Genomic DNA, 19678 nt, shown 5'->3' on the forward strand with positions numbered 1-19678 from the left:
GTTTACACAAACTGACATTTCGGATACCACCGATTAATTATTTTGCAACAGCGATAAACGACTGGAGCTGCGCCTCGCTCTGCAAACGCTGTTGCAGGGATGCTGCCTGCGATTTGCTGGCAAACGGACCCATCTGGATGCGCCATACCGCACCGTTTTGCTCAACGCGGCCTGGCACGCCAAACTGCTTGCTTAAACGCTGCTGATATTGCTCTGCACGGGTCCGATCGCTGACGGCGCCAACCTGAACCACGTAGCTGCCGCTCGCCGTCGCAGGCGCCGCAGTCTGCGTAGCAGCAGGTGCGGTTACCGGAGCGGGTTGTGCAGCGGGTGCAGCAACAACGGGCGCAGGCGCTGGGGCAGGTTCATTTGATTCAATCACGCCCGGCGCTAACGTGGTGGGTGCACCAAGGAAACCACTGCTTTTCACCGGGGCGCCTGTCGCATCTTCACTTTGTAGCGTATCGTTGCTGATGGCGTGCACTTCACCCTGCGGCTGCGCGGGCTCTGCTGGCATTGAAGCGCCCCCCATACCTCCGCTTAGATCCGGGCGTGCGGGCAGGGCGTAGGTCTGTTTCGCGACCGTGGTACAGGCCGTGCCCGGGCCAGACAGCGAACCATCCTGCGCCACGATAATCGGGTCGATACGCACTTTTGTATTATTTGAGGTATTCAGACGGTCGGCTGCCGCGCGTGACAGGGAGATCACGCGATCGTTGCCGTAAGGGCCACGATCGTTGATACGTACCACGATCATCCGGCCATTCGCCAGGTTAGTGATGCGCGCATAGCTTGGAATAGGCAGTGTCGGGTGTGCCGCCGTGATCTGCATCGGATCGAAGGTTTCACCTGACGCGGTCAGATTGCTGCCTGGCTCAGCGTCATAGATGGCAGCAAAGCCGGCCTGGCTGAAACGGGAAGGATCCTGAACGATTTTATAGCTTTTACCGTCGCGCTGATAATCCTGATTTACGCTGGCGTTCAGCGGTTCATAAACGGGATCGGCACCGCTAATTTCAACAATCGGGCCATTACAGACCGCAGGCTGCGGCGGCGCGACGGTTGCCTGTTGCTGACCATCATCACTTGTACAGGCGGCAAGTAAACTTGCTGCGATGCAGATCCCCAGCCACTGCTTACGCATTGCGATCCCCTTATTTTTATACGCTTTTGGACAACATTTTCCTGTGGGTATGGATCGACATGACGATACCAAACCCGGCCATCAACACGATCAGTGCCGAGCCCCCGTAACTCACCAGCGGCAGCGGTACGCCAACAACCGGCAGAATACCACTCACCATACCAATATTTACGAAGACATAAACGAACAAAATCAACATTAATCCACCCGCCATAACCCGGCCAAAGGTGGTCTGTGCGCGTGCGGCAATGTAGAGCCCACGCATGATCAACAGCACGTAGAGTGCAAGCAGCACCAGAATGCCAACCAGCCCTAACTCCTCAGCCAGAACGGCAAAGATAAAGTCGGTGTGGCGTTCCGGTAAAAATTCGAGCTGCGACTGTGTCCCGTGCAGCCAGCCTTTTCCGCGCAAGCCGCCGGAGCCAATCGCAATCTTCGACTGAATAATATGATAGCCTGCGCCCAGCGGATCGGTCTCGGGATCGAGCAGCATCATCACGCGCTGGCGCTGGTAATCATGCATCAGGAAGAACCAGAGAATAGGAATAAAGGCAGCCAGCAGGACCACCGCGATGCCGATCAGACGCCAGCTCAGGCCGGACAGGAACAGGACGAACAGGCCGGAGAGGGCGATGAGAATCGAGGTACCGAGGTCAGGCTGTGCGGCCACGAGCAGCGTCGGCAGGAAAATCAGCACCAGCGCAATGGCGGTATTCTTCAACGACGGCGGGCAGACGTCGCGGTTAATGAAGCGCGCCACCATCAGCGGAACGGCGATTTTGGCGATTTCTGACGGCTGGAAGCGGACAATCCCCAGATCCAGCCAGCGTTGCGCCCCCTTCGAGATAGCACCGAACGCATCTACTGCCACCAGCAAAATGATACAGAAAATATAGAGATAGGGCGCCCAGCCCTCATACACGCGCGGTGGTATTTGCGCCATCACCACCATAATGACCAGACCCATGGCGATCTGGCCAATTTTACGCTCCATCATGCCGATATCCTGGCCGCTGGCGCTCCAGATAACGAGGGCGCTGTACACCAGCAGAGCCAGCAGGATCAGCAGCATGGCAGGGTCGATGTGGATCTTGTCCCACAGCGATTTTTTATTCGGATTATCCGTCATGATTATTGGTCCTCCGCCGCAGCGGCTGCCGGGTTTTCAGCTGGCAGTTCGGTGTTGTTATCACCCAGCATGATGTGGTCGAGGATTTGACGCATTATGGTACCCACCGCCGGGCCTGCGCCGCCGTTCTCAAGAATCATTGCCACCGCAACCTGCGGGTTATCATAAGGGGCAAACGCCGTCATGAGCTTGTGGTCACGCAGACGTTCGGCAATTTTATGTGCGTTATAGGTTTCATTCGCTTTCAGACCGAAGACCTGAGCCGTACCTGATTTCGCGGCAACCTTATACGGTGCGCCAGCGAAATATTTGTGCGCCGTCCCGTTAGGGCGGTTGGCTACGCCATACATCCCGTCTTTGGCAATTTCCCAGTACCCGGAATGAATGTCACCCACCGGCGGCTCGTGCGGCTGTATCCATGGCACTTTTTTGCCGTCTTCTACGGTGCTTTGCAGCAGGTGCGGTACTTTCACAACGCCATCGTTGATGAGGATCATCATCGCCTTGTTCATTTGCAGCGGCGTTGCCGTCCAGTAGCCCTGGCCGATCCCCACCGGAATGGTATCACCCTGATACCAGGGTTTTTTAAAGCGCTTCAGCTTCCATTCGCGGGTTGGCATGTTGCCGGAACGTTCTTCCGCCAAATCTATACCGGTGTAATGTCCGTAGCCGAATTTGCTCATCCATTCAGACAGACGATCAATACCCATGTCGTAGGCGACCTGATAGAAGAAGGTATCCGCCGACTCCTCCAGTGATTTGGTCACGTTCAGATGGCCGTGACCCCATTTTTTCCAGTCACGGTAGCGTTTTTCAGAGCCAGGCAACTGCCACCAGCCAGGGTCAAACAGACTGGTATTACGGGTAATGACGCCCGCGCTCAGCGCAGAAACGGCGACATACGGTTTTACCGTTGAGGCTGGAGGATAAACCCCCTGCGTGGCGCGGTTCACCAGCGGGGTGTTTGGATCGTTGAGCAGGCCGGAGTAATCCTTGCTGGAGATGCCATCCACGAAGAGGTTCGGATCGTAGCTTGGCATAGAAACCATCGCCAGAATACCGCCGGTACGCGGGTCGGTCACGATTACGGCGGCCCGGCTACCCGCCAGCAGCGTTTCGATATACTGCTGTAGCTTCAGGTCGAGCGTCAGATAAACGTCATGTCCCGCCTGTGGGGGAACCTCTTTGAGCTGACGGATCACGCGGCCACGGTTGTTAACTTCAACCTCTTCATACCCGGTCTGACCGTGCAGGACATCTTCGTAATAACGTTCAATCCCAAGCTTGCCAATATCATGGGTTGCGGCGTAGTTAGCCAGCTTGCCGTCTTTATCAAGGCGTTCGACGTCTTTATCGTTAATTTTGGAGACGTAGCCTATGACGTGCGTCAGCGCGGAGCCGTAAGGATAGTAGCGACGTTTATAGCCTTTGACTTCCACACCGGGGAAACGGTACTGGTTAACGGCAAAACGGGCGACCTGCACTTCCGTCAGGTTGGTTTTTACCGGAATAGAGGTGAAGCGGTGAGAACGTGCGCGCTCTTTTTTGAACGCAGCGATGTCGTCATCAGTCAGGTCGACAACGCTTCTCAGCGCGTTCAGCGTATCCTGCACGTTATCCACTTTCTCCGGCATCATCTCTATCTGGTAGATGGTGCGGTTTAGCGCCAGCGGGGTGCCGTTACGATCGTAGATAATGCCGCGGCTGGGCGCGATGGGTACCAGCTTGATACGGTTTTCGTTTGAGCGGGTCTGGTAATCGGTATAGCGGACAATTTGCAGATTATAGAGGTTGGCGATCAGCACGCCGGTAAGCAGCAAAATCCCCGTAAAGGCGACCAGCGCCCGGCGCACAAACAGCGCGGACTCAGCCGTATAGTCGCGAAAAGAATTCTGTAGTTTCATCCGCTGCTTAAATTACCCTGGTCTGTCATTACTCGCGGTGATAAGGGTGGTTGGTAGTGATGCTCCATGCGCGATACAAACTTTCTGCCACGAGAACCCGCACAAGCGGGTGGGGCAACGTCAGCGCCGAGAGTGACCAACTTTGTTCTGCTGCCGCTTTGCAGGCGGGAGATAACCCCTCTGGTCCGCCAATCAACAGACTGACATCACGACCATCCTGCTTCCAGCGCTCCAGTTCGTGCGCCAGCTGCGGCGTATCCCAGGGTTTTCCCGGGATATCGAGGGTCACGATGCGGTTTTTGCCTGCGGCAGCCAGCATCAGCTCTCCCTCTTTATCGAGAATACGTTTGATATCTGCGTTCTTGCCGCGCTTTCCTGCTGGGATCTCCACCAGTTCGAACGGCATATCTTTTGGGAAACGACGCAGATACTCAGTAAAACCGGTTTGTACCCAGTCCGGCATTTTGGTGCCGACGGCGACCAGTTGCAACTTCACGCATTAACCCCAGAGTTTTTCCAGCTCATACAGGCGACGGCTCTCTTCCTGCATGACGTGGACAATCACATCGCCGAGATCGACAACCACCCAGTCAGCGGTCGCTTCACCTTCAACGCCCAGCGGAAGCAGCCCTGCCGCGCGCGATTCCTGAACAACATGGTCAGCAATCGAAACAACGTGACGAGTTGAGGTCCCGGTGCAGATGATCATGCAGTCGGTGATGCTGGATTTACCCTTAACGTCGATAGCGATGATGTCCTGACCTTTCAGGTCATCAATTTTGTCGATAACAAAATCCTGGAGTGCTTTACCCTGCAAGTTTTCCCCCTGGGTGAATGAGATTGTACAACTATGAATTCGTGGCCAGTCAGTATACCTGAACTGACGCCAGTCGCGGGACAAATGTCACCGCCCGGCTTTTGAAGGCGGGTATCATCCCACCCTCCGCCTGAGATTGCATCGCCATTTTTGTAAAACAATTTCTGTAAAGCAGCGATCGGCGGGAAAGTCTGGCAGCGGAGGATATCAGTATGGCTTAGCCTGTCAAGGCAGGATAAACATTAACAGACAATTTCGCCGGTGATGATCAGGCATCTGTACTTTTCTGATACAAACCGTGTGCGTGGATATAGGCCAGCACGGGCGAGGGCAGGAGATCGTCACAGTCTAAACCCTGCTGGAGACGCTCGCGGATGAGGGTCGCGGAAATATCAAACCACGGCGTTTCAGCGAGGTAAATTTTCCCGGCGGGTAGACTGTGCAGGTCTTCTATATTGTCCGTCAGATGCGCGTCAAGCCATTGCTGATGCTGCGCGTCGCGCATGGTCAACGGGTAGCCCGGACGGCGGCAGACCAGCAGATGACTGTTTTCCAGAATGGTTTCGTACTGGTACCAGCTGGGAAAGTTGAGCAAGGAATCCTGGCCGATGATAAACGCCAGCGGTTGCATGGGCCCCTGCTCAGCGCGCCACTCCCGCAGCGTTTGCGATGTCCAGGAAGGGGTATCCCTGCGCAATTCGCGCTCATCCAGCGTGAAGAGAGGCTTATCTGCGATAGCCAGCGCGAGCATCGCTTTGCGCTGCTCGCTGGTTGCTTCTGGCTGAGGACGATGCGGAGGAACATTGTTGGGCATGATGATTACCCGCTGCAACCCAATCAAATTCGCGAGGATTTCTACCGGTTTAAGATGCCCATAGTGTACCGGGTCGAAGGTCCCGCCATACATTGCCTGTAAAGAATGCATATCACCCATCGATAAATACGTCTGCCAGCGCCTTATGGCAGAGCAGCAAAGAGAGGCTCTCCAGCTCCGCCCAGACAGACTGGCCGTAGTCCTGTTTTAACGTCAGTTCGGCGCGCATCAGAAGTTGCACTGCCTGACGCAACTGCTCCTGGCTCAGGCGGTTTATCGCCTCCGTGGTCATCGCCCGACGGTTCTGCCAGACGCGATGTTTATCGAATAAGGCGCGCAGGGGCGTATGTGCCGACTGACGTTTAAGGTTGTTCAGCAGCAGTAATTCGCGCTGGAGCGTGCGGAGCAGAATGACCGGCTCACTCCCTTCCAGGCGCAGCTGTTGCAGTATGTGCAGGGCTCGCTTACTTTTCGCCGACAGCAGCGCATCAACCCAGTGGAAGGGAGTAAAGTGCGCGGCATCATTCACCGCCTGTTCCACGCGCGGTAGCGTCAGCTTGCCATCGGGCCACAGCAGGGCGAGCCTGTCCAGCGCCTGCGCCAGTGCCAGAAGGTTGCCTTCATAGCAATAGCAAAGGAGCTGGCTGGCGGCATCATCCAGTTGCAGATTGTGCAGCTTTGCGCGCGCGGCAACCCATTTTGGCAGATGCGCCTGTTCTGGCGTCTGGCAGGTGACCAGTACCGCATTGGTGGCAAGCTGGGTAAACCAGGCCGCGTTTTCCTGCGCTTTCGTGAACTTGTTACCGCGTACGATAAGCAGCAGATCGCCGTGTAATAAACTCACCAGCATGGTCAGCTGTTCATTGATGGCCGCGTTAGGACCATTCTCTGGCAGCACGATCTGGATTGTCTGACGAGAGGCAAACAGGCTCATGGCCTGACAAAGCGAGAAGATAGCGTTCCAGTCGGTACTGTTATCGATCTGGAACGTATGATGCTCATCGAAACCCTGCGCGGCTGCCGCATGGCGAACCGCATCAAGGCTTTCCTGAAGTAACAGGGGGTCATTGCCGAGTAGCAGATAGGCCGCGCGCAGCCCTTCGTTGAGCTGCGCGCGGAGTTGTTCAGGATACAACCTGATCATCAGTTACCCAGCGACGTTGGCATATCCGGCGTGCTGGCATCCGGTGTTTCGATAACGTCAGCGCCTTTTTTCGTCGACGCGGCAATGGCAGGCAGTCTGCGGATCAGTTGCTCCGCGGCCTTATCATACATTTCCTTGATGATAATCTGCTGTTCGGCGTCTTTTGCCAGGGCCGTCTGCGGGTTATCGAAGAACGAGCGGTAGACTTTGGTATTGATAGGGTAAATATCTTTACCTGGCATTAAAACGGCCGCATCAACGGTAAGCACCATTTGATATTCCGCGGTTCGTCCATCCTGGAAGATCGATGCCGTGTCTTGTGACAGCGTTGATTTCAGGACGCGGAGCGAAGGAACATCCTGACGCAGGGTTCCCTTCTCGATCAGCTCAACATCGTTCAAACGCAGCTGGTTACGAATGGCCCGGCTCAGCGGTCCATTCGGATCGGATGAGTCGAAGATCATTGTTTTCATCTGAGCAGGCACTGCCGTGGTATTGCGCAGGTGCCAGCCGCAGCCAGCGGTGACCAGCACCGCCAGAGATAAGAGTATTGTTGCCAGGTGTCGCACGTTTCCTCCCGCGCTTAGCCAACGACCAGATTCAGCAGTTTACCGGGTACGTAGATCACTTTACGTACGGTAACGCCCTCAAGGTATTTCGCGACCAGATGCTCCTGGCCTGCGCGCTCGCGAACCTGTTCTTCGGTTGCGTCGACCGCGACGGTAATTTTACCGCGCACTTTACCGTTAACCTGCACCACAACCAGCGTGGTGTTTTCCACCATAGCGGATTCATCCGCCACTGGCCACGGCGCGTTATCGATATCGCCTTCGCCTTTCAGCTCCTGCCACAGGGTGAAGCTAACGTGCGGCGTGAACGGGTTCAGCATGCGAACGACCGCCAGCAGCGCTTCGCGCATTAACGCGCGATCCTGCTCGCCGTCCTGCGGGGCTTTTGCCAGCTTGTTCATCAGTTCCATAATAGCCGCAATTGCGGTATTGAAGGTCTGACGACGACCAATATCATCGGTGACTTTCGCAATGGTTTTATGAACATCACGACGCAGCGCCTGCTGATCTTCGCTCAGTGCAGCCACGTTCAGCGCTGGCGCATCACCTTGTGAGGTGTGCTCGTAAACCAGTTTCCAGACGCGTTTCAGGAAGCGGTTTGCCCCTTCAACGCCGGATTCCTGCCATTCCAGCGTCATATCTGCCGGGGAGGCGAACATCATGAACAGACGCACGGTGTCAGCGCCGTAACGCTCAACCATCACCTGCGGGTCGATACCGTTATTTTTAGACTTGGACATCTTGCTCATGCCGGTATAAACCAGTTCATGACCTTCGGCGTCTTTCGCCTTCACGATACGGCCTTTCTCGTCGCGCTCCACAATCGCATCAACCGGAGAAACCCAGTTACGTTCACCGTTCGCGCCAACGTAGTAGAACGCATCTGCCAGCACCATACCCTGACACAGCAGCTGTTTTGCCGGTTCGTCGGAGTTGACCAGGCCTGCGTCACGCATCAGTTTGTGGAAGAAGCGGAAGTAGAGCAGGTGCATGATGGCGTGTTCAATGCCACCGATATAGATGTCTACCGGCAGCCAGTAGTTTGCAGCATCGGAATCCAGCATGCCTTCTTTGTACTGCGGGCAGGTGTAGCGCGCATAGTACCAGGAGGATTCCATAAAGGTGTCAAAGGTGTCGGTTTCACGCAGCGCTGGCTGACCGTTGACGGTGGTTTTTGCCCACTCAGGATCGGCTTTGATCGGGCTGGTGATGCCGTCCATGACCACGTCTTCCGGCAGGATCACCGGCAGCTGATCTTCCGGCGTTGGCATCACGGTGCCGTCTTCCAGGGTCACCATTGGGATTGGCGCACCCCAGTAACGCTGACGGGAAACGCCCCAGTCGCGCAGACGGTAGTTGACTTTACGCTCGCCCACGCCCAGCGAGGCCAGTTTGTCGGCGATGGCGTTGAAGCCCTCTTCGAAGCTCAGGCCGCTGAACTCACCGGAGTTAAACAGGGTGCCTTTTTCAGTCAGCGCTTGCTCAGAGAGATCGGGTTCAGAGCCGTCAGCAGCAAGAATAACAGGCTTGATGGTCAGGCCGTATTTGGTGGCAAATTCGTAGTCGCGCTGATCGTGACCCGGCACGGCCATCACGGCGCCTGTGCCGTATTCCATCAGTACGAAGTTGGCGGCCCAGACAGGGATCGCTTCGCCCGTCAGCGGGTGGATCGCTTTGAAGCCGGTATCAACGCCTTTTTTCTCCATCGTCGCCATGTCGGCTTCGGCCACTTTCGTGTTGCGGCATTCGTCGATAAAGGTCGCCAGCTCCGGATTGTTTTCCGCCGCTTTTTGCGCCAGCGGATGACCTGCGGCCACGGCCAGGTAGGTCGCGCCCATGAAGGTGTCCGGACGGGTGGTGTAGACGGTCAGCGTCTGGTCGTAGTTTTCTACGTTAAAGGTAATTTCCACACCTTCGGAACGGCCGATCCAGTTGCGCTGCATGGTCTTAACGGTGTCAGGCCAGTGATCCAGATTATCCAGATCGTTCAGCAGCTCGTCAGCGTAGGCGGTGATTTTGATAAACCACTGCGGGATCTCTTTACGCTCTACTTTGGTGTCACAGCGCCAGCAGCAGCCATCGATAACCTGCTCGTTCGCGAGAACGGTCTGGTCGTTCGGGCACCAGTTAACGGCGGACGTTTTCTTGTAGACCAGGCCTTTTTTATACAGCTCGGTGAAGAACTTCTGCTCCCAGCGGTAGTATTCCGGGGTACAGGTTGCCAGCTCGCGGCTCCAGTCATAGCCAAAGCCCAGCATTTTCAGCTGGTTTTTCATGTACGCGATGTTGTCGTACGTCCACGGAGCCGGTGCCGTGTTGTTTTTCACCGCCGCGCCTTCAGCAGGCAGGCCGAACGCATCCCAGCCGATAGGCTGAAGTACGTTTTTGCCCAGCATACGCTGGTAGCGTGCAATCACGTCACCGATGGTGTAGTTACGCACGTGGCCCATGTGTAGTCGACCAGAAGGATAGGGAAGCATCGACAGGCAGTAATACTTCTCTTTGCTCTCGTCTTCGGTTACTTCAAAGGTGCGCTTCTCGTCCCAGTGTTGCTGGACTTTTGATTCTATTTCTTCCGGGCGGTATTGCTCTTGCATGGCAGCCAGTGGTCCTGTGTTCAATACAGCTACAAATGTAGCCAATGGATGTGGTGATTCAGATCCGCATAGCATAGCCCAAACGCCCGCGTCAAAACAGCCTTTCACGCAAATGCACTTTGCAGGAATTTACCGGGTCTGTGCTTCACCTGACAAAGCGGCGACGAAATAAGGTCTATTATTAGAGACAGTTACTTACCCGGGAGGCAAAATGATGAACAAGGTTGCTCAATTTTACCGTGAACTGGTAGCGACTCTGACGGAAAGGCTGCGTAACGGCGAGCGTGATATCGACGCGTTGGTCGAACAGGCACGCGCACGCGTGACGCAAACGGGTGAGTTATCGCGAACCGAAGTGGAAGAGGTGACGCGCGCCGTGCGCCGCGACCTGGAAGAGTTTGCGCGAAGCTATGAAGAGAGCCAGGACGAAATCGCCGACAGTGTTTTTATGCGGGTAATTAAAGAGAGCCTGTGGCAGGAGCTGGCGGATATTACCGATAAAACCCAACTGGAGTGGCGCGAGGTATTCCAGGATTTAAACCACCACGGTGTCTATCACAGCGGCGAAGTGGTGGGGCTGGGGAACCTGGTGTGTGAGAAGTGCCACCACCATATCGCCGTTTATACGCCGGAGGTGCTGTCGCTGTGTCCGAAATGCGGGCACGACCAGTTCCAGCGTCGGCCGTTTGAGCCGTAGGTAAAAGCAAAACGGCAACGTCGTTGCCGTTTTTAGTGTCTGCTCCCTCTCCCTGTGGGAGAGGGCATCAGGCCGCAGAATAATAAGCCAGCCTCTCCGCCAGCAAATCCACAAACGCTTCCCGATCGATATCCACCATCACTGTGGTATTCGGCTTGTTTCCCGTCAGCGAGTAATAGTCCACCACCGTCATTCCCTGGGTATATTTCCCCTGTGTTTCCACACCAACCCAACGCTCGACCGTGGTAAACATTTCCGGCTTCAGTAGCCAGGCGATGGTGCATGGGTCATGCAACGGGGCGCCGTGGAATCCCCACTTCTCGGCTTTGTGATACTCCATAAAGAAATCGAGCAGCTCTGCCACGGTTGTTGCAACCGGGTTACCCACAGTACGAAATCGTTCGATGTCCTGCGCCATAATTTGTGCGCGGTGGGTAACGTCCAGCCCCGCCATCACAATCGGCAGGCCCGACTGGAAGACGATTTCTGCGGCTTCCGGGTCAACAAAGATGTTGAACTCCGCGGCTGGCGTCCAGTTCCCCAGCCCCATTGCCCCGCCCATGATGACGATACGGGCGATATTGCTGTGCAGTTCAGGATGGCTGTTCAGCAGCAGCGCTACGTTGGTCTGTGGGCCGGTCGCCACCAGCGTCACGGGCTCTGCGCTTTCACGCAGAACTTTCGCCATGAGCTCGACGGCAGTACAGTTTTGTGGTGCGAAACCCGGCTCCGGCAGCGCCGGGCCATCCAGCCCACTTTCACCGTGAACGTTATCCGCAATGATCAGCTCGCGCATTAGCGGCTTAATGGCGCCACCTGCGACCGGAATATCGGTGCGTTTTAGCAGCGTTAACATGCGCAACACGTTTCGCAGGGTTTTATCCGGCGTCTGGTTCCCTGCAGAGGCGGTGACAGCTTTTACGTCCAGTTCAGGGGAGGCAAGAGCAAGGACGAGTGCGATTGCGTCATCATGACCCGGATCGCAGTCGAGAATAATAGGCTGTGCCATGGCGTTCTCCATTCTTAGCATTATTTGTGACAAGGTTAACGCTGCGATGTGACGCCGAATAGAAAAAGAGATCTAAAGCGTGAAGCAGTGCGCAATCCACAGATTGCGCACTAAAAAGATTAATGCAGGATTTTGGCGAGGAAGTCTTTTGCACGTTCAGATTTAGGATTTGCGAAGAACTCTTCTTTCGGTGAGTCTTCAACAATTTTCCCTTCATCCATGAAGATCACACGGTTGGCCACTTTACGGGCGAAGCCCATTTCGTGCGTCACCACCATCATGGTCATCCCTTCGTGCGCCAGTTCCACCATAACGTCCAGCACTTCGTTGATCATCTCAGGATCGAGCGCGGACGTCGGCTCATCAAACAGCATCGCCACCGGATCCATGCACAGCGCACGCGCGATTGCCACGCGCTGCTGTTGGCCACCTGAAAGCTGCGCAGGGAACTTATCCGCATGCGCAGACAGCCCGACGCGTTCCAGCAACTTCAGTCCCTTTTCACGCGCCGCTTTTTTGTCGCGCTTCAGCACTTTCACCTGCGCCAGCGTCAGGTTCTCAATGATGGAGAGGTGAGGGAACAGCTCAAAATGCTGGAACACCATCCCAACGTGGGAGCGAAGCTGGGCAAGGTTGGTTTTGCGGTCATTCACTTTGGTGCCGTTAACGACAATCTCGCCCTGCTGGACAGGTTCCAGCCCATTAACGGTTTTGATAAGCGTCGACTTACCGGAGCCGGACGGGCCGCATACCACCACCACATCGCCTTTTTTCACTTCTGTTGAGCAGTCGGTCAGCACCTGAAAGTGCCCATACCATTTAGAAACATTTTTCAGGGAAATCATTATACGGTCCTTTTCTTCAGCCAGCTGACCAACAGCGATGCGCTTAAACTAATCACAAAATAGACCCCGCCCGCGAAGAGGATCATCTCAACCTGCGTTCCGTCACGTTCGCCAATGGTGGAGGCGGTACGGAAGAAGTCTGCCAGGCTCAGCACGTAGACCAGGGAGGTATCCTGGAACAGGACGATGCCCTGCGTCAGCAGCAGCGGAACCATGGCGCGAAACGCCTGTGGCAGAATAATAAGCTTCATGGACTGCCAGTGCGTCATACCGAGCGCCAGCGCAGCGCTGGACTGCCCGCGCGAGATACTCTGAATACCTGCGCGGATGATCTCGGAGTAGTAGGCGGCTTCAAACATAGAGAATGCCACCATGGCAGAGATCAGGCGGATATCGGTTTTCGGCGACAGTCCCAGCACGTTCTGTAAAAAGCCGGGAACAATCAGGTAAAACCACAACAGCACCATGACCAGTGGAATGGAGCGGAACACGTTAACGTAAGCCGTAGCAAACCAGGCGAGCGGTTTAAAGCTCGACAGGCGCATCACTGCCAGCAGGGTGCCCCAGACAATACCGACGATAATGGCGATTACGGTAATCTTTAAGGTGATCGCCAGGCCATCCAGCAGATAAGGCATGGAGGGAACAATGGAACTCCAGTCAAATTCGTACATTATTTGCCCCCCAGATTGCCCGGCAGGCGTACTTTGCGTTCAACCAGGTTCATCACCAGCATGATGAAAGCGTTAATCAGAACATAGGCGAGCGTGATTGCCGTGAAGGATTCCCATGCGTGAGCGGAGTAATCCAGCAGTTTGCCCGCCTGCGCCGCCATATCTACCAGACCAATGGTTGAGGCGATGGCCGAGTTTTTTACCAGGTTCATCATCTCGGAGGTCATCGGCGGAACGATGACGCGGTAAGCGTTAGGCAGCAGTACGTAACGGTAGGCTTGTGGCAGGGTCAGGCCCATCGCCAGTGCCGCATTCTTTTGTCCGCGTGGCAGTGACTGTATGGCGGCACGCACCTGCTCGCAGACGCGCGCAGCGGTGAACAGTCCCAGACACAGCATGGAGGAGACAAAGAATTGTACGTTAGGATCCAGCTCGGCCTTGAACCACATGCCGAGATCTTCCGGCAGCAGTTCCGGGATCACCAGATACCAGGTAAAGAACTGCACGATCAGCGGAACGTTACGGAACAGTTCCACATAGAGCGTGCCAATCGAAGAGAGAAAACGGTTAGGGACGGTACGCAGAATACCGAACAGCGAACCGACAAGAAACGCGATAATCCACGCCGTTATCGATAACGCAACGGTAACCTGAAAGCCGCTCCACAGCCAGCCGAGATAGGTGGTGTTGCCGAACGGGGCTTGTTGCAGAAAGATGCCCCAGTTCCAGTCAATTGACATAGTAAACTCCAGAAAAAAGAGGGTAGCAGCGCTACCCTCGAAGATTGGTGAGAAGCTCAATTTTTGCGCTGAGTGGGGAACGACCACTCAACGTATAGTCTGTCCATGCTTCCCGACAATCGAGAGGGCAGGAGATCCCGCCCCTGTCGTTCTAGTTAGTTAAGAGCTTTGTCGTTTGGTGATTTGAACAGCGCTTTCATGTCGTCAGACAGTTCAAAGTTCATGTTCAGGTTTTTTGGTGGAATTGGGTTCTTGAACCATTTGTCGAACCATTTTGCCGCTTCGCCAGAGGTTTGCGCTTGAGCGATGGTGTCATCGATCAGCTTTTTGAAGCCTTCATCGCCTTTACGCAGCATACAGCCGTAAGCTTCTTTCGACTGCGCAGTCCCGACGATTTCCCAGTTGTCTGGTTTCTTCGCCTTGGCGCGCTCGCCTGCCAGCAGAGCGTCATCCATCATAAACGCAACGGCACGACCGCTTTCCAGGGTACGGAAGGAGTCGCCGTGATCTTTCGCGCTGATGATGCGCATGTCCATTTTCTTCTCGTCGTTCAGCTTGTGCAGCAGCACTTCGGACGTGGTACCGGAGGTCACGACAACCGCTTTGCCTTTCAGGTCAGCAAAATCTTTGATATCGCCGCCTTTCTTCGTCAGCAGGCGGGTGCCTACAACGAAGATAGTGTCCGAGAAAGCGGCCTGTTTCTGACGCTCAAGGTTGTTGGTGGTTGAGCCACATTCAAAATCAAATGTGCCGTTTTGCAGCAGAGGAATACGGTTCTGTGAAGTGATGGGGATCAGCTTCACTTGCAGGTCAGGTTTGTTCAGCTTTTTCTTCACGGCTTCAACGATGGCGTTGGAGTAATCCTGTGAATAGCCCACGACTTTTTGCGTGTTGTCGTAGTAAGAGAACGGGACAGAAGATTCACGGTGGCCGACCACGATCACGCCGTTTTTGGCAATCTTGTCGAGAGTGCTTCCTGCTGCCGGAGCGTCTTCAGCGTGAACGATGCCCGCAGACATTCCCATAACCAGCATTGCTGTGGCCAGTTTACGTAATTGCATACCCAACTCCTTTCTTATCAGCGCCAGTGACGCTTTGATACCCATTGTGATGTTGTTATATCTCGCGCAATGCGAGTGCAGTGTTATGCAAGCTTGTTAACATTTAGTCTGGCTTAATGTAAAGATTTTGCTGCGTTATTGTTTATTTTTGCGAAGCGCGCCGCACCATTCAGAGGCAATAATCTCTCGTTGCACCGTTTCGGTGCTACCGGAGATCCATGCTGGTGCGACAAGGTTGCACGTTAAGCCAGACAGCGTTTGCGTAATTAAACAAAGCAACAGGCGTGCCAGAATTGAAGTTTAGGAGGAAATTGTCGGGTGGCGGCTGCGCCGGAGAGTAGGCCGGGTAAGGCGTAGCCGCCACCCGGCAACAGAAGGCCAGGTTATCTACGACGCTGACGCAGGCTCATCACTACGGCGGCAAAACCGAACAGCGTGGTCAGGATCCACAGCGGCCAGTTCCCGGTGCGCGCATAAGGCGTCAGGCCCGTAGCTGGCGTGACTTTCGTGGTCAGCACCTCACGGGTGAACTGCGGGATCATGGCCTGGATTTCACCCTGCGGGCCAATCACGGCGGTGATGCCGTTATTGGTGCTGCGCAACAGCGGACGTGCCAGCTCCAGAGAACGCATTCGTGCCATCTGGAAGTGCTGCCACGGGCCGATCGATTTACCGAACCACGCATCGTTTGAGATGGTCAGCAGATAGTCGGTGTCCGGGCGGAAGTTATCGCGCACCTGCTCGCCGAGGATAATCTCGTAGCAAATAGCGGCCGTCAGGGCAAACCCGTGCGCATGCAGCTGCGGCTGAACGTAAGGGCCCCGGCTGAATGAGGACATCGGCAGGTCAAAGAACGGTGCCAGTGGGCGCAGAATAGACTCCAGCGGAACAAATTCGCCAAACGGTACAAGGTGATTTTTGTTGTAACGATTGGTGGAGGTATAGCTGTATTCGCTGTCCTTACCGAGCGTAATGATCGTGTTGTACGTGTCATAGCGGTTCTGCTGATTGAGACGCGCATCCACAATTCCGGTAATCAGCGTACTGCCGCGCGCGCGCAGCAGATCGTCCATCATCTTCAGGAAGGGCTGCTGATTGATCTCCAGATCCGGGATCGCAGACTCAGGCCAGATGATGAGCTGCGATTTACCCATCACCTTTTCGGTGGCGTTGGCATAGATTTTCAGCGTGTTCAGCAGCTGATTCTCATCCCATTTCAATGACTGCGGGATATCGCCCTGTATCAACGATACCTGCGTGGCGCGCGCGGGCTCCAGCGTGAACCACTGGATATAACGCAGTGGGAAAGGCAGGGCAAACAGGATTAACGCGGCAACCAGCGGCTTCCAGTTACGTGTCACCAGAGCCAGCACCAGCAGGCCGCTGACCGCCATGAGCAGGAAGTTAATCGCCTCCACGCCCATGACGGGAGCCAGACCTTTCAGCGGGCCGTCCACCTGGCTATAGCCGAACTGCAACCACGGGAAGCCGGTCAGTACCCAGCCGCGCAGAAATTCGGTGATTTGCCAGATAACGGGAGCCGCTATCGCGACGCGCAGCCAAGTCGTTTTAGGCCACAGACGAGATAGAATACCGGCGAACAGGCCAGTGTAGAGCGAAAGATAGGCGGCGAGCAGCACAACCAGGAAGACGTTAACCGGCCCCGGCATTCCGCCAAATTGCGCGATACTGACGTAGACCCAGTTGATACCAGAGCCAAACAGCCCCAGCCCCCAGAAGTAGCCTATGGCCGCGGCCTGTACCGGACGACGATTCAGGGTAAGACCCTGTAGCCCCATCAGGGAGAGAATAGCGGCTGGCCAGATATCGTAAGGAGAAAAAGCCAGCGTACCGCTGGCTCCGAGTAACAGCGCCAGCAGCAAACGGACGCGCTGGCGTTCAAAGAGTGGGGCAAATGCCATTTACATTAATCTTCCAGTTTTGGCACCGGTGAGTCGTCCGGCATTCTGACATGAACCTGAATAATACGTCGGCTGTCAGCCATTGCGACCTTGAACTGGTAACCATCGATGTCAACGGTTTCACCGCGGGCCGGAAGATGGCCGAAGGCCTGCATCACCAGACCACCAATGGTGTCCACTTCTTCATCGCTGAAGCTGGTGCCAAAGGTGTCATTGAAGTCTTCAATGGAGGCCAGCGCGCGCACGGTCCAGGTGTGGCGGCTCAGCTGACGGAAGTCGATATCCTCTTCTTCGTCATATTCATCTTCGATTTCGCCCACAATCAGCTCGAGGATGTCTTCGATTGTGACCAGACCGGAAACGCCACCAAATTCATCAATAACAATCGCCATGTGATAGCGCTGGGAGCGAAACTCCTTCAGCATCCGATCCACACGCTTACTTTCCGGCACAACCACGGCCGGGCGTAACACTTTTTCCATACTGAAGGCTTCGGCATCGCTGCGCATAAACGGCAGCAGATCTTTCGCCATCAAAATCCCTTCGATGTGATCTTTGTCTTCGCTGATGACCGGGAAACGTGAGTGAGCCGATTCGATAATCACATCGAGGCACTCGTCCAGCGTCTGGTTGCGTTTCAGGGTAATCATCTGCGAGCGGGGGATCATGATGTCGCGGACGCGCTGGTCGGCGATGTCCATCACCCCTTCGAGCATTTCGCGCGTATCTTCGTCGATAAGGTCGTTCTGCCCGGAATCACGAATCAGCTCCAGCAGTTCATCACGGTTTTTCGGTTCGCCGTGGAAAAGCTGGTTCAGGATGAGGGAGAAAAATCCCTTTTTAGTGGTTGTCGTGTCGCTACTGTGTGAATTGTCGTCGCTCATGGCGTTTGTTAAGGGTTCTCTTGTTAGTTCAACGTTAACCGCCGCGCTATGTCCCTGCGCGGCGGCATGGTAGTCAGTGACTGACTATTCTTTCTCGGCAATGTACGGATCCTCATAGCCCAGAGCAAGCATTATCTCTGTCTCGAGGGATTCCATCTCTTCCGCTTCGTCATCTTCAATATGGTCGTAACCCAGAAGATGCAGGCTACCGTGCACCACCATGTGTGCCCAGTGCGCTTCCAGCGGCTTTTGCTGCTCTTTGGCTTCCTGCTCAACCACCTGACGGCAGATGATCAGATCGCCCAGCAGCGGCATCTCAATGCCCGGAGGGGCTTCGAATGGGAAAGAGAGCACATTGGTCGGCTTATCTTTCCCGCGATAGGTCAGGTTGAGCTCATGGCTTTCTGCTTCATCCACCAGGCGAATCGTGACCTCTGATTCTTCCTGAAACTGGGGGATAACGGCATCCAGCCATTTCTGAAACTGTGCCTCTTCTGGCATGCCGGAATTATCTTCACAGGCCAGCTGTAAATCGAGGATCACCTGACTCATTTCTGTTCATGCTCCTGCGCTTCGCGCTTACGTTCTGCGGCCAGTTCGGCCCTGCGCTTCTGATCTGCCTCTTCCCAGGCCTCATAAGCGTTAACGATACGCGCGACCACCGGATGGCGTACCACGTCTTCACTGTGGAAGAAGTTGAAGCTGATTTCCTCTACCTCGGCCAGGACTTCGATGGCGTGACGCAGACCCGATTTGGTGTTACGCGGCAGGTCAATCTGGGTGACGTCACCGGTAATAACCGCTTTCGAGTTAAAGCCAATACGCGTCAGGAACATCTTCATTTGTTCGATGGTGGTGTTCTGGCTCTCATCCAGAATGATGAACGCGTCGTTAAGCGTACGCCCACGCATGTAGGCCAGCGGGGCCACTTCAATCACGTTACGTTCGATGAGCTTTTCAACTTTCTCGAAGCCGAGCATTTCGAACAGCGCGTCGTACAGCGGGCGCAGGTAGGGGTCCACTTTCTGACTTAAATCGCCCGGCAGGAAGCCGAGTTTCTCACCGGCTTCTACAGCAGGGCGGGTCAGCAGGATACGGCGGATCTCCTGACGCTCAAGCGCATCGACAGCAGCAGCAACGGCCAGATAGGTTTTACCCGTACCCGCCGGACCCACGCCAAAGGTGATGTCATGGTCGAGAATGTTGGCGATGTACTGTGCTTGGTTCGGGGTACGAGGCTTAATCACGCCGCGTTTGGTTTTAATGTTGATGGCTTTGCCATAGTCCGGCACGCTTTCCGCGCTCTGCTCAAGCACGCGCGCCTCTTTGATGGCCAGGTGGATCTGTTCAGGTTCAATATCCTGGATCTCACCGCGCATCGGGGCGGTATCAACATACAGGCTGCGGAGAATATCTGCCGCGGCGTTGACGCAGATTGGGCGTCCGGTGAGTTTGAAATGGTTATCGCGACGATTGATTTCGATACCCAGACGTCGCTCCAGTTGTTTGATGTTGTCATCAAACGGCCCGCACAGGCTCAGCAGGCGAGCGTTGTCTGCGGGCTCAAGGCTAATTTCACGCGTATCTATGTTCAAACTGTTCCTCTTTATTTGGTTAACTGACCTGTGGCCACACGGCGTAATAAAACGGTCATTACCGAAATTATTCACGCCATAGAATAAAGGCGCAAGCGTTGCGGTAGATATTGGGGGTGATGAGAGGAAATAC

General features: G+C 55.1%; 19 protein-coding genes. 1 reads left to right on the forward strand and 18 read right to left on the reverse strand.

Annotated elements, in window-relative coordinates; all coding sequences use genetic code 11:
* Window positions 1-37 precede the first annotated feature (37 nt).
* The 9 genes from rlpA to leuS all read right to left on the reverse strand — a co-directional run bounded on the left by rlpA (window position 38) and on the right by leuS (window position 10118).
* Complete coding sequence (rlpA, locus tag ACQG0S_RS06065) at window positions 38-1144, reverse strand: endolytic peptidoglycan transglycosylase RlpA (protein ID WP_048966703.1); 1107 nt, start codon at window positions 1142-1144, stop codon at window positions 38-40.
* A 16-nt stretch (window positions 1145-1160) separates the two neighbouring features.
* On the reverse strand, window positions 1161-2273 hold the full coding sequence (gene mrdB, locus ACQG0S_RS06070) for a peptidoglycan glycosyltransferase MrdB (protein ID WP_048966702.1): 1113 nt from the start codon (window positions 2271-2273) through the stop codon (window positions 1161-1163).
* A 2-nt stretch (window positions 2274-2275) separates the two neighbouring features.
* The gene (gene mrdA, locus ACQG0S_RS06075) at window positions 2276-4177 is read right to left on the reverse strand and encodes a peptidoglycan DD-transpeptidase MrdA (protein WP_015571138.1); all 1902 of its coding nucleotides are present in this window, start codon (window positions 4175-4177) and stop codon (window positions 2276-2278) included.
* A gap of 28 nt (window positions 4178-4205) precedes the next feature.
* Window positions 4206-4673: a 23S rRNA (pseudouridine(1915)-N(3))-methyltransferase RlmH gene (gene rlmH, locus ACQG0S_RS06080; protein ID WP_003858701.1), complete on the reverse strand. Its 468-nt coding sequence runs from the start codon at window positions 4671-4673 to the stop codon at window positions 4206-4208.
* 3 nt (window positions 4674-4676) lie between these two features.
* A complete protein-coding gene (gene rsfS / locus ACQG0S_RS06085) occupies window positions 4677-4994 on the reverse strand; it encodes a ribosome silencing factor (RefSeq protein WP_003858696.1) in 318 nt (105 codons plus the stop codon).
* Window positions 4995-5262: 268 nt separating this feature from the next.
* Window positions 5263-5928, reverse strand: coding sequence for a nicotinate-nucleotide adenylyltransferase (nadD, locus tag ACQG0S_RS06090; protein ID WP_023299589.1), 666 nt, complete (start codon window positions 5926-5928; stop codon window positions 5263-5265).
* Entirely contained in the window at window positions 5921-6952 is a 1032-nt protein-coding gene (gene holA, locus ACQG0S_RS06095) for a DNA polymerase III subunit delta (protein ID WP_022647431.1), read from the reverse strand. The genes nadD and holA overlap by 8 nt, the downstream gene beginning before the upstream one ends.
* Window positions 6952-7521 carry an LPS assembly lipoprotein LptE gene (lptE, locus tag ACQG0S_RS06100; RefSeq protein WP_022647432.1) on the reverse strand — a complete coding sequence of 190 codons (570 nt, stop codon included), beginning with the start codon at window positions 7519-7521 and terminating at the stop codon, window positions 6952-6954. The genes holA and lptE overlap by 1 nt, the downstream gene beginning before the upstream one ends.
* Window positions 7522-7535: 14 nt before the next feature.
* Window positions 7536-10118, reverse strand: a complete 2583-nt coding sequence (gene leuS, locus ACQG0S_RS06105; RefSeq protein WP_015571136.1) for a leucine--tRNA ligase — start codon at window positions 10116-10118, stop codon at window positions 7536-7538.
* A gap of 214 nt (window positions 10119-10332) precedes the next feature.
* Between leuS and ACQG0S_RS06110 the strand changes: the two genes are divergently transcribed.
* Window positions 10333-10815: a zinc ribbon-containing protein gene (locus ACQG0S_RS06110; RefSeq protein WP_032621827.1), complete on the forward strand. Its 483-nt coding sequence runs from the start codon at window positions 10333-10335 to the stop codon at window positions 10813-10815.
* Between the two features lie 67 nt (window positions 10816-10882).
* Here ACQG0S_RS06110 and rihA read toward each other — a convergent pair whose 3' ends face one another.
* The 9 genes from rihA to ACQG0S_RS06155 all read right to left on the reverse strand — a co-directional run bounded on the left by rihA (window position 10883) and on the right by ACQG0S_RS06155 (window position 19545).
* On the reverse strand, window positions 10883-11824 hold the full coding sequence (rihA, locus tag ACQG0S_RS06115) for a pyrimidine-specific ribonucleoside hydrolase RihA (RefSeq protein WP_048966701.1): 942 nt from the start codon (window positions 11822-11824) through the stop codon (window positions 10883-10885).
* A gap of 119 nt (window positions 11825-11943) precedes the next feature.
* The gene (locus tag ACQG0S_RS06120) at window positions 11944-12669 is read right to left on the reverse strand and encodes an amino acid ABC transporter ATP-binding protein (RefSeq protein ID WP_006809622.1); all 726 of its coding nucleotides are present in this window, start codon (window positions 12667-12669) and stop codon (window positions 11944-11946) included.
* A complete protein-coding gene (gltK, locus tag ACQG0S_RS06125) occupies window positions 12669-13343 on the reverse strand; it encodes a glutamate/aspartate ABC transporter permease GltK (RefSeq protein ID WP_022647437.1) in 675 nt (224 codons plus the stop codon). Before gltK ends, ACQG0S_RS06120 begins: the two co-directional genes overlap by 1 nt.
* Window positions 13343-14083, reverse strand: a complete 741-nt coding sequence (gltJ, locus tag ACQG0S_RS06130; protein ID WP_015571133.1) for a glutamate/aspartate ABC transporter permease GltJ — start codon at window positions 14081-14083, stop codon at window positions 13343-13345. Before gltJ ends, gltK begins: the two co-directional genes overlap by 1 nt.
* Window positions 14084-14238: 155 nt before the next feature.
* Window positions 14239-15144: an amino acid ABC transporter substrate-binding protein gene (locus tag ACQG0S_RS06135; protein ID WP_022647438.1), complete on the reverse strand. Its 906-nt coding sequence runs from the start codon at window positions 15142-15144 to the stop codon at window positions 14239-14241.
* Window positions 15145-15527: 383 nt separating this feature from the next.
* The gene (gene lnt / locus ACQG0S_RS06140) at window positions 15528-17066 is read right to left on the reverse strand and encodes an apolipoprotein N-acyltransferase (RefSeq protein ID WP_048966700.1); all 1539 of its coding nucleotides are present in this window, start codon (window positions 17064-17066) and stop codon (window positions 15528-15530) included.
* 5 nt (window positions 17067-17071) lie between these two features.
* The gene (gene corC / locus ACQG0S_RS06145; RefSeq protein WP_003858679.1) at window positions 17072-17950 is read right to left on the reverse strand and encodes a CNNM family magnesium/cobalt transport protein CorC; all 879 of its coding nucleotides are present in this window, start codon (window positions 17948-17950) and stop codon (window positions 17072-17074) included.
* An 84-nt stretch (window positions 17951-18034) separates the two neighbouring features.
* Window positions 18035-18502, reverse strand: coding sequence for an rRNA maturation RNase YbeY (ybeY, locus tag ACQG0S_RS06150; RefSeq protein ID WP_003858677.1), 468 nt, complete (start codon window positions 18500-18502; stop codon window positions 18035-18037).
* Entirely contained in the window at window positions 18499-19545 is a 1047-nt protein-coding gene (locus ACQG0S_RS06155; RefSeq protein WP_003858674.1) for a PhoH family protein, read from the reverse strand. Before ACQG0S_RS06155 ends, ybeY begins: the two co-directional genes overlap by 4 nt.
* Window positions 19546-19678: the final 133 nt, after the last annotated feature.

This window comes from Enterobacter cloacae complex sp. 418I7 (assembly GCF_050030705.1).
In the GTDB taxonomy this organism is placed as follows: domain Bacteria; phylum Pseudomonadota; class Gammaproteobacteria; order Enterobacterales; family Enterobacteriaceae; genus Enterobacter; species Enterobacter intestinihominis.

What these genes read in the sequence shown, in the direction of transcription:
- rlpA (WP_048966703.1), bottom strand. Translation starts at nt 1,144, where the DNA reads ATGCGTAAGCAGTGGCTGGGGATCTGCATCGCAGCAAGTTTACTTGCC.
- mrdB (WP_048966702.1), bottom strand. Translation starts at nt 2,273, where the DNA reads ATGACGGATAATCCGAATAAAAAATCGCTGTGGGACAAGATCCACATC.
- mrdA (WP_015571138.1), bottom strand. Translation starts at nt 4,177, where the DNA reads ATGAAACTACAGAATTCTTTTCGCGACTATACGGCTGAGTCCGCGCTG.
- nadD (WP_023299589.1), bottom strand. Translation starts at nt 5,928, where the DNA reads ATGGGTGATATGCATTCTTTACAGGCAATGTATGGCGGGACCTTCGAC.
- holA (WP_022647431.1), bottom strand. Translation starts at nt 6,952, where the DNA reads ATGATCAGGTTGTATCCTGAACAACTCCGCGCGCAGCTCAACGAAGGG.
- leuS (WP_015571136.1), bottom strand. Translation starts at nt 10,118, where the DNA reads ATGCAAGAGCAATACCGCCCGGAAGAAATAGAATCAAAAGTCCAGCAA.
- ACQG0S_RS06110 (WP_032621827.1), top strand. Translation starts at nt 10,333, where the DNA reads ATGAACAAGGTTGCTCAATTTTACCGTGAACTGGTAGCGACTCTGACG.
- rihA (WP_048966701.1), bottom strand. Translation starts at nt 11,824, where the DNA reads ATGGCACAGCCTATTATTCTCGACTGCGATCCGGGTCATGATGACGCA.
- ACQG0S_RS06120 (WP_006809622.1), bottom strand. Translation starts at nt 12,669, where the DNA reads ATGATTTCCCTGAAAAATGTTTCTAAATGGTATGGGCACTTTCAGGTG.
- gltK (WP_022647437.1), bottom strand. Translation starts at nt 13,343, where the DNA reads ATGTACGAATTTGACTGGAGTTCCATTGTTCCCTCCATGCCTTATCTG.
- gltJ (WP_015571133.1), bottom strand. Translation starts at nt 14,083, where the DNA reads ATGTCAATTGACTGGAACTGGGGCATCTTTCTGCAACAAGCCCCGTTC.
- ACQG0S_RS06135 (WP_022647438.1), bottom strand. Translation starts at nt 15,144, where the DNA reads ATGCAATTACGTAAACTGGCCACAGCAATGCTGGTTATGGGAATGTCT.
- lnt (WP_048966700.1), bottom strand. Translation starts at nt 17,066, where the DNA reads ATGGCATTTGCCCCACTCTTTGAACGCCAGCGCGTCCGTTTGCTGCTG.
- corC (WP_003858679.1), bottom strand. Translation starts at nt 17,950, where the DNA reads ATGAGCGACGACAATTCACACAGTAGCGACACGACAACCACTAAAAAG.
- ybeY (WP_003858677.1), bottom strand. Translation starts at nt 18,502, where the DNA reads ATGAGTCAGGTGATCCTCGATTTACAGCTGGCCTGTGAAGATAATTCC.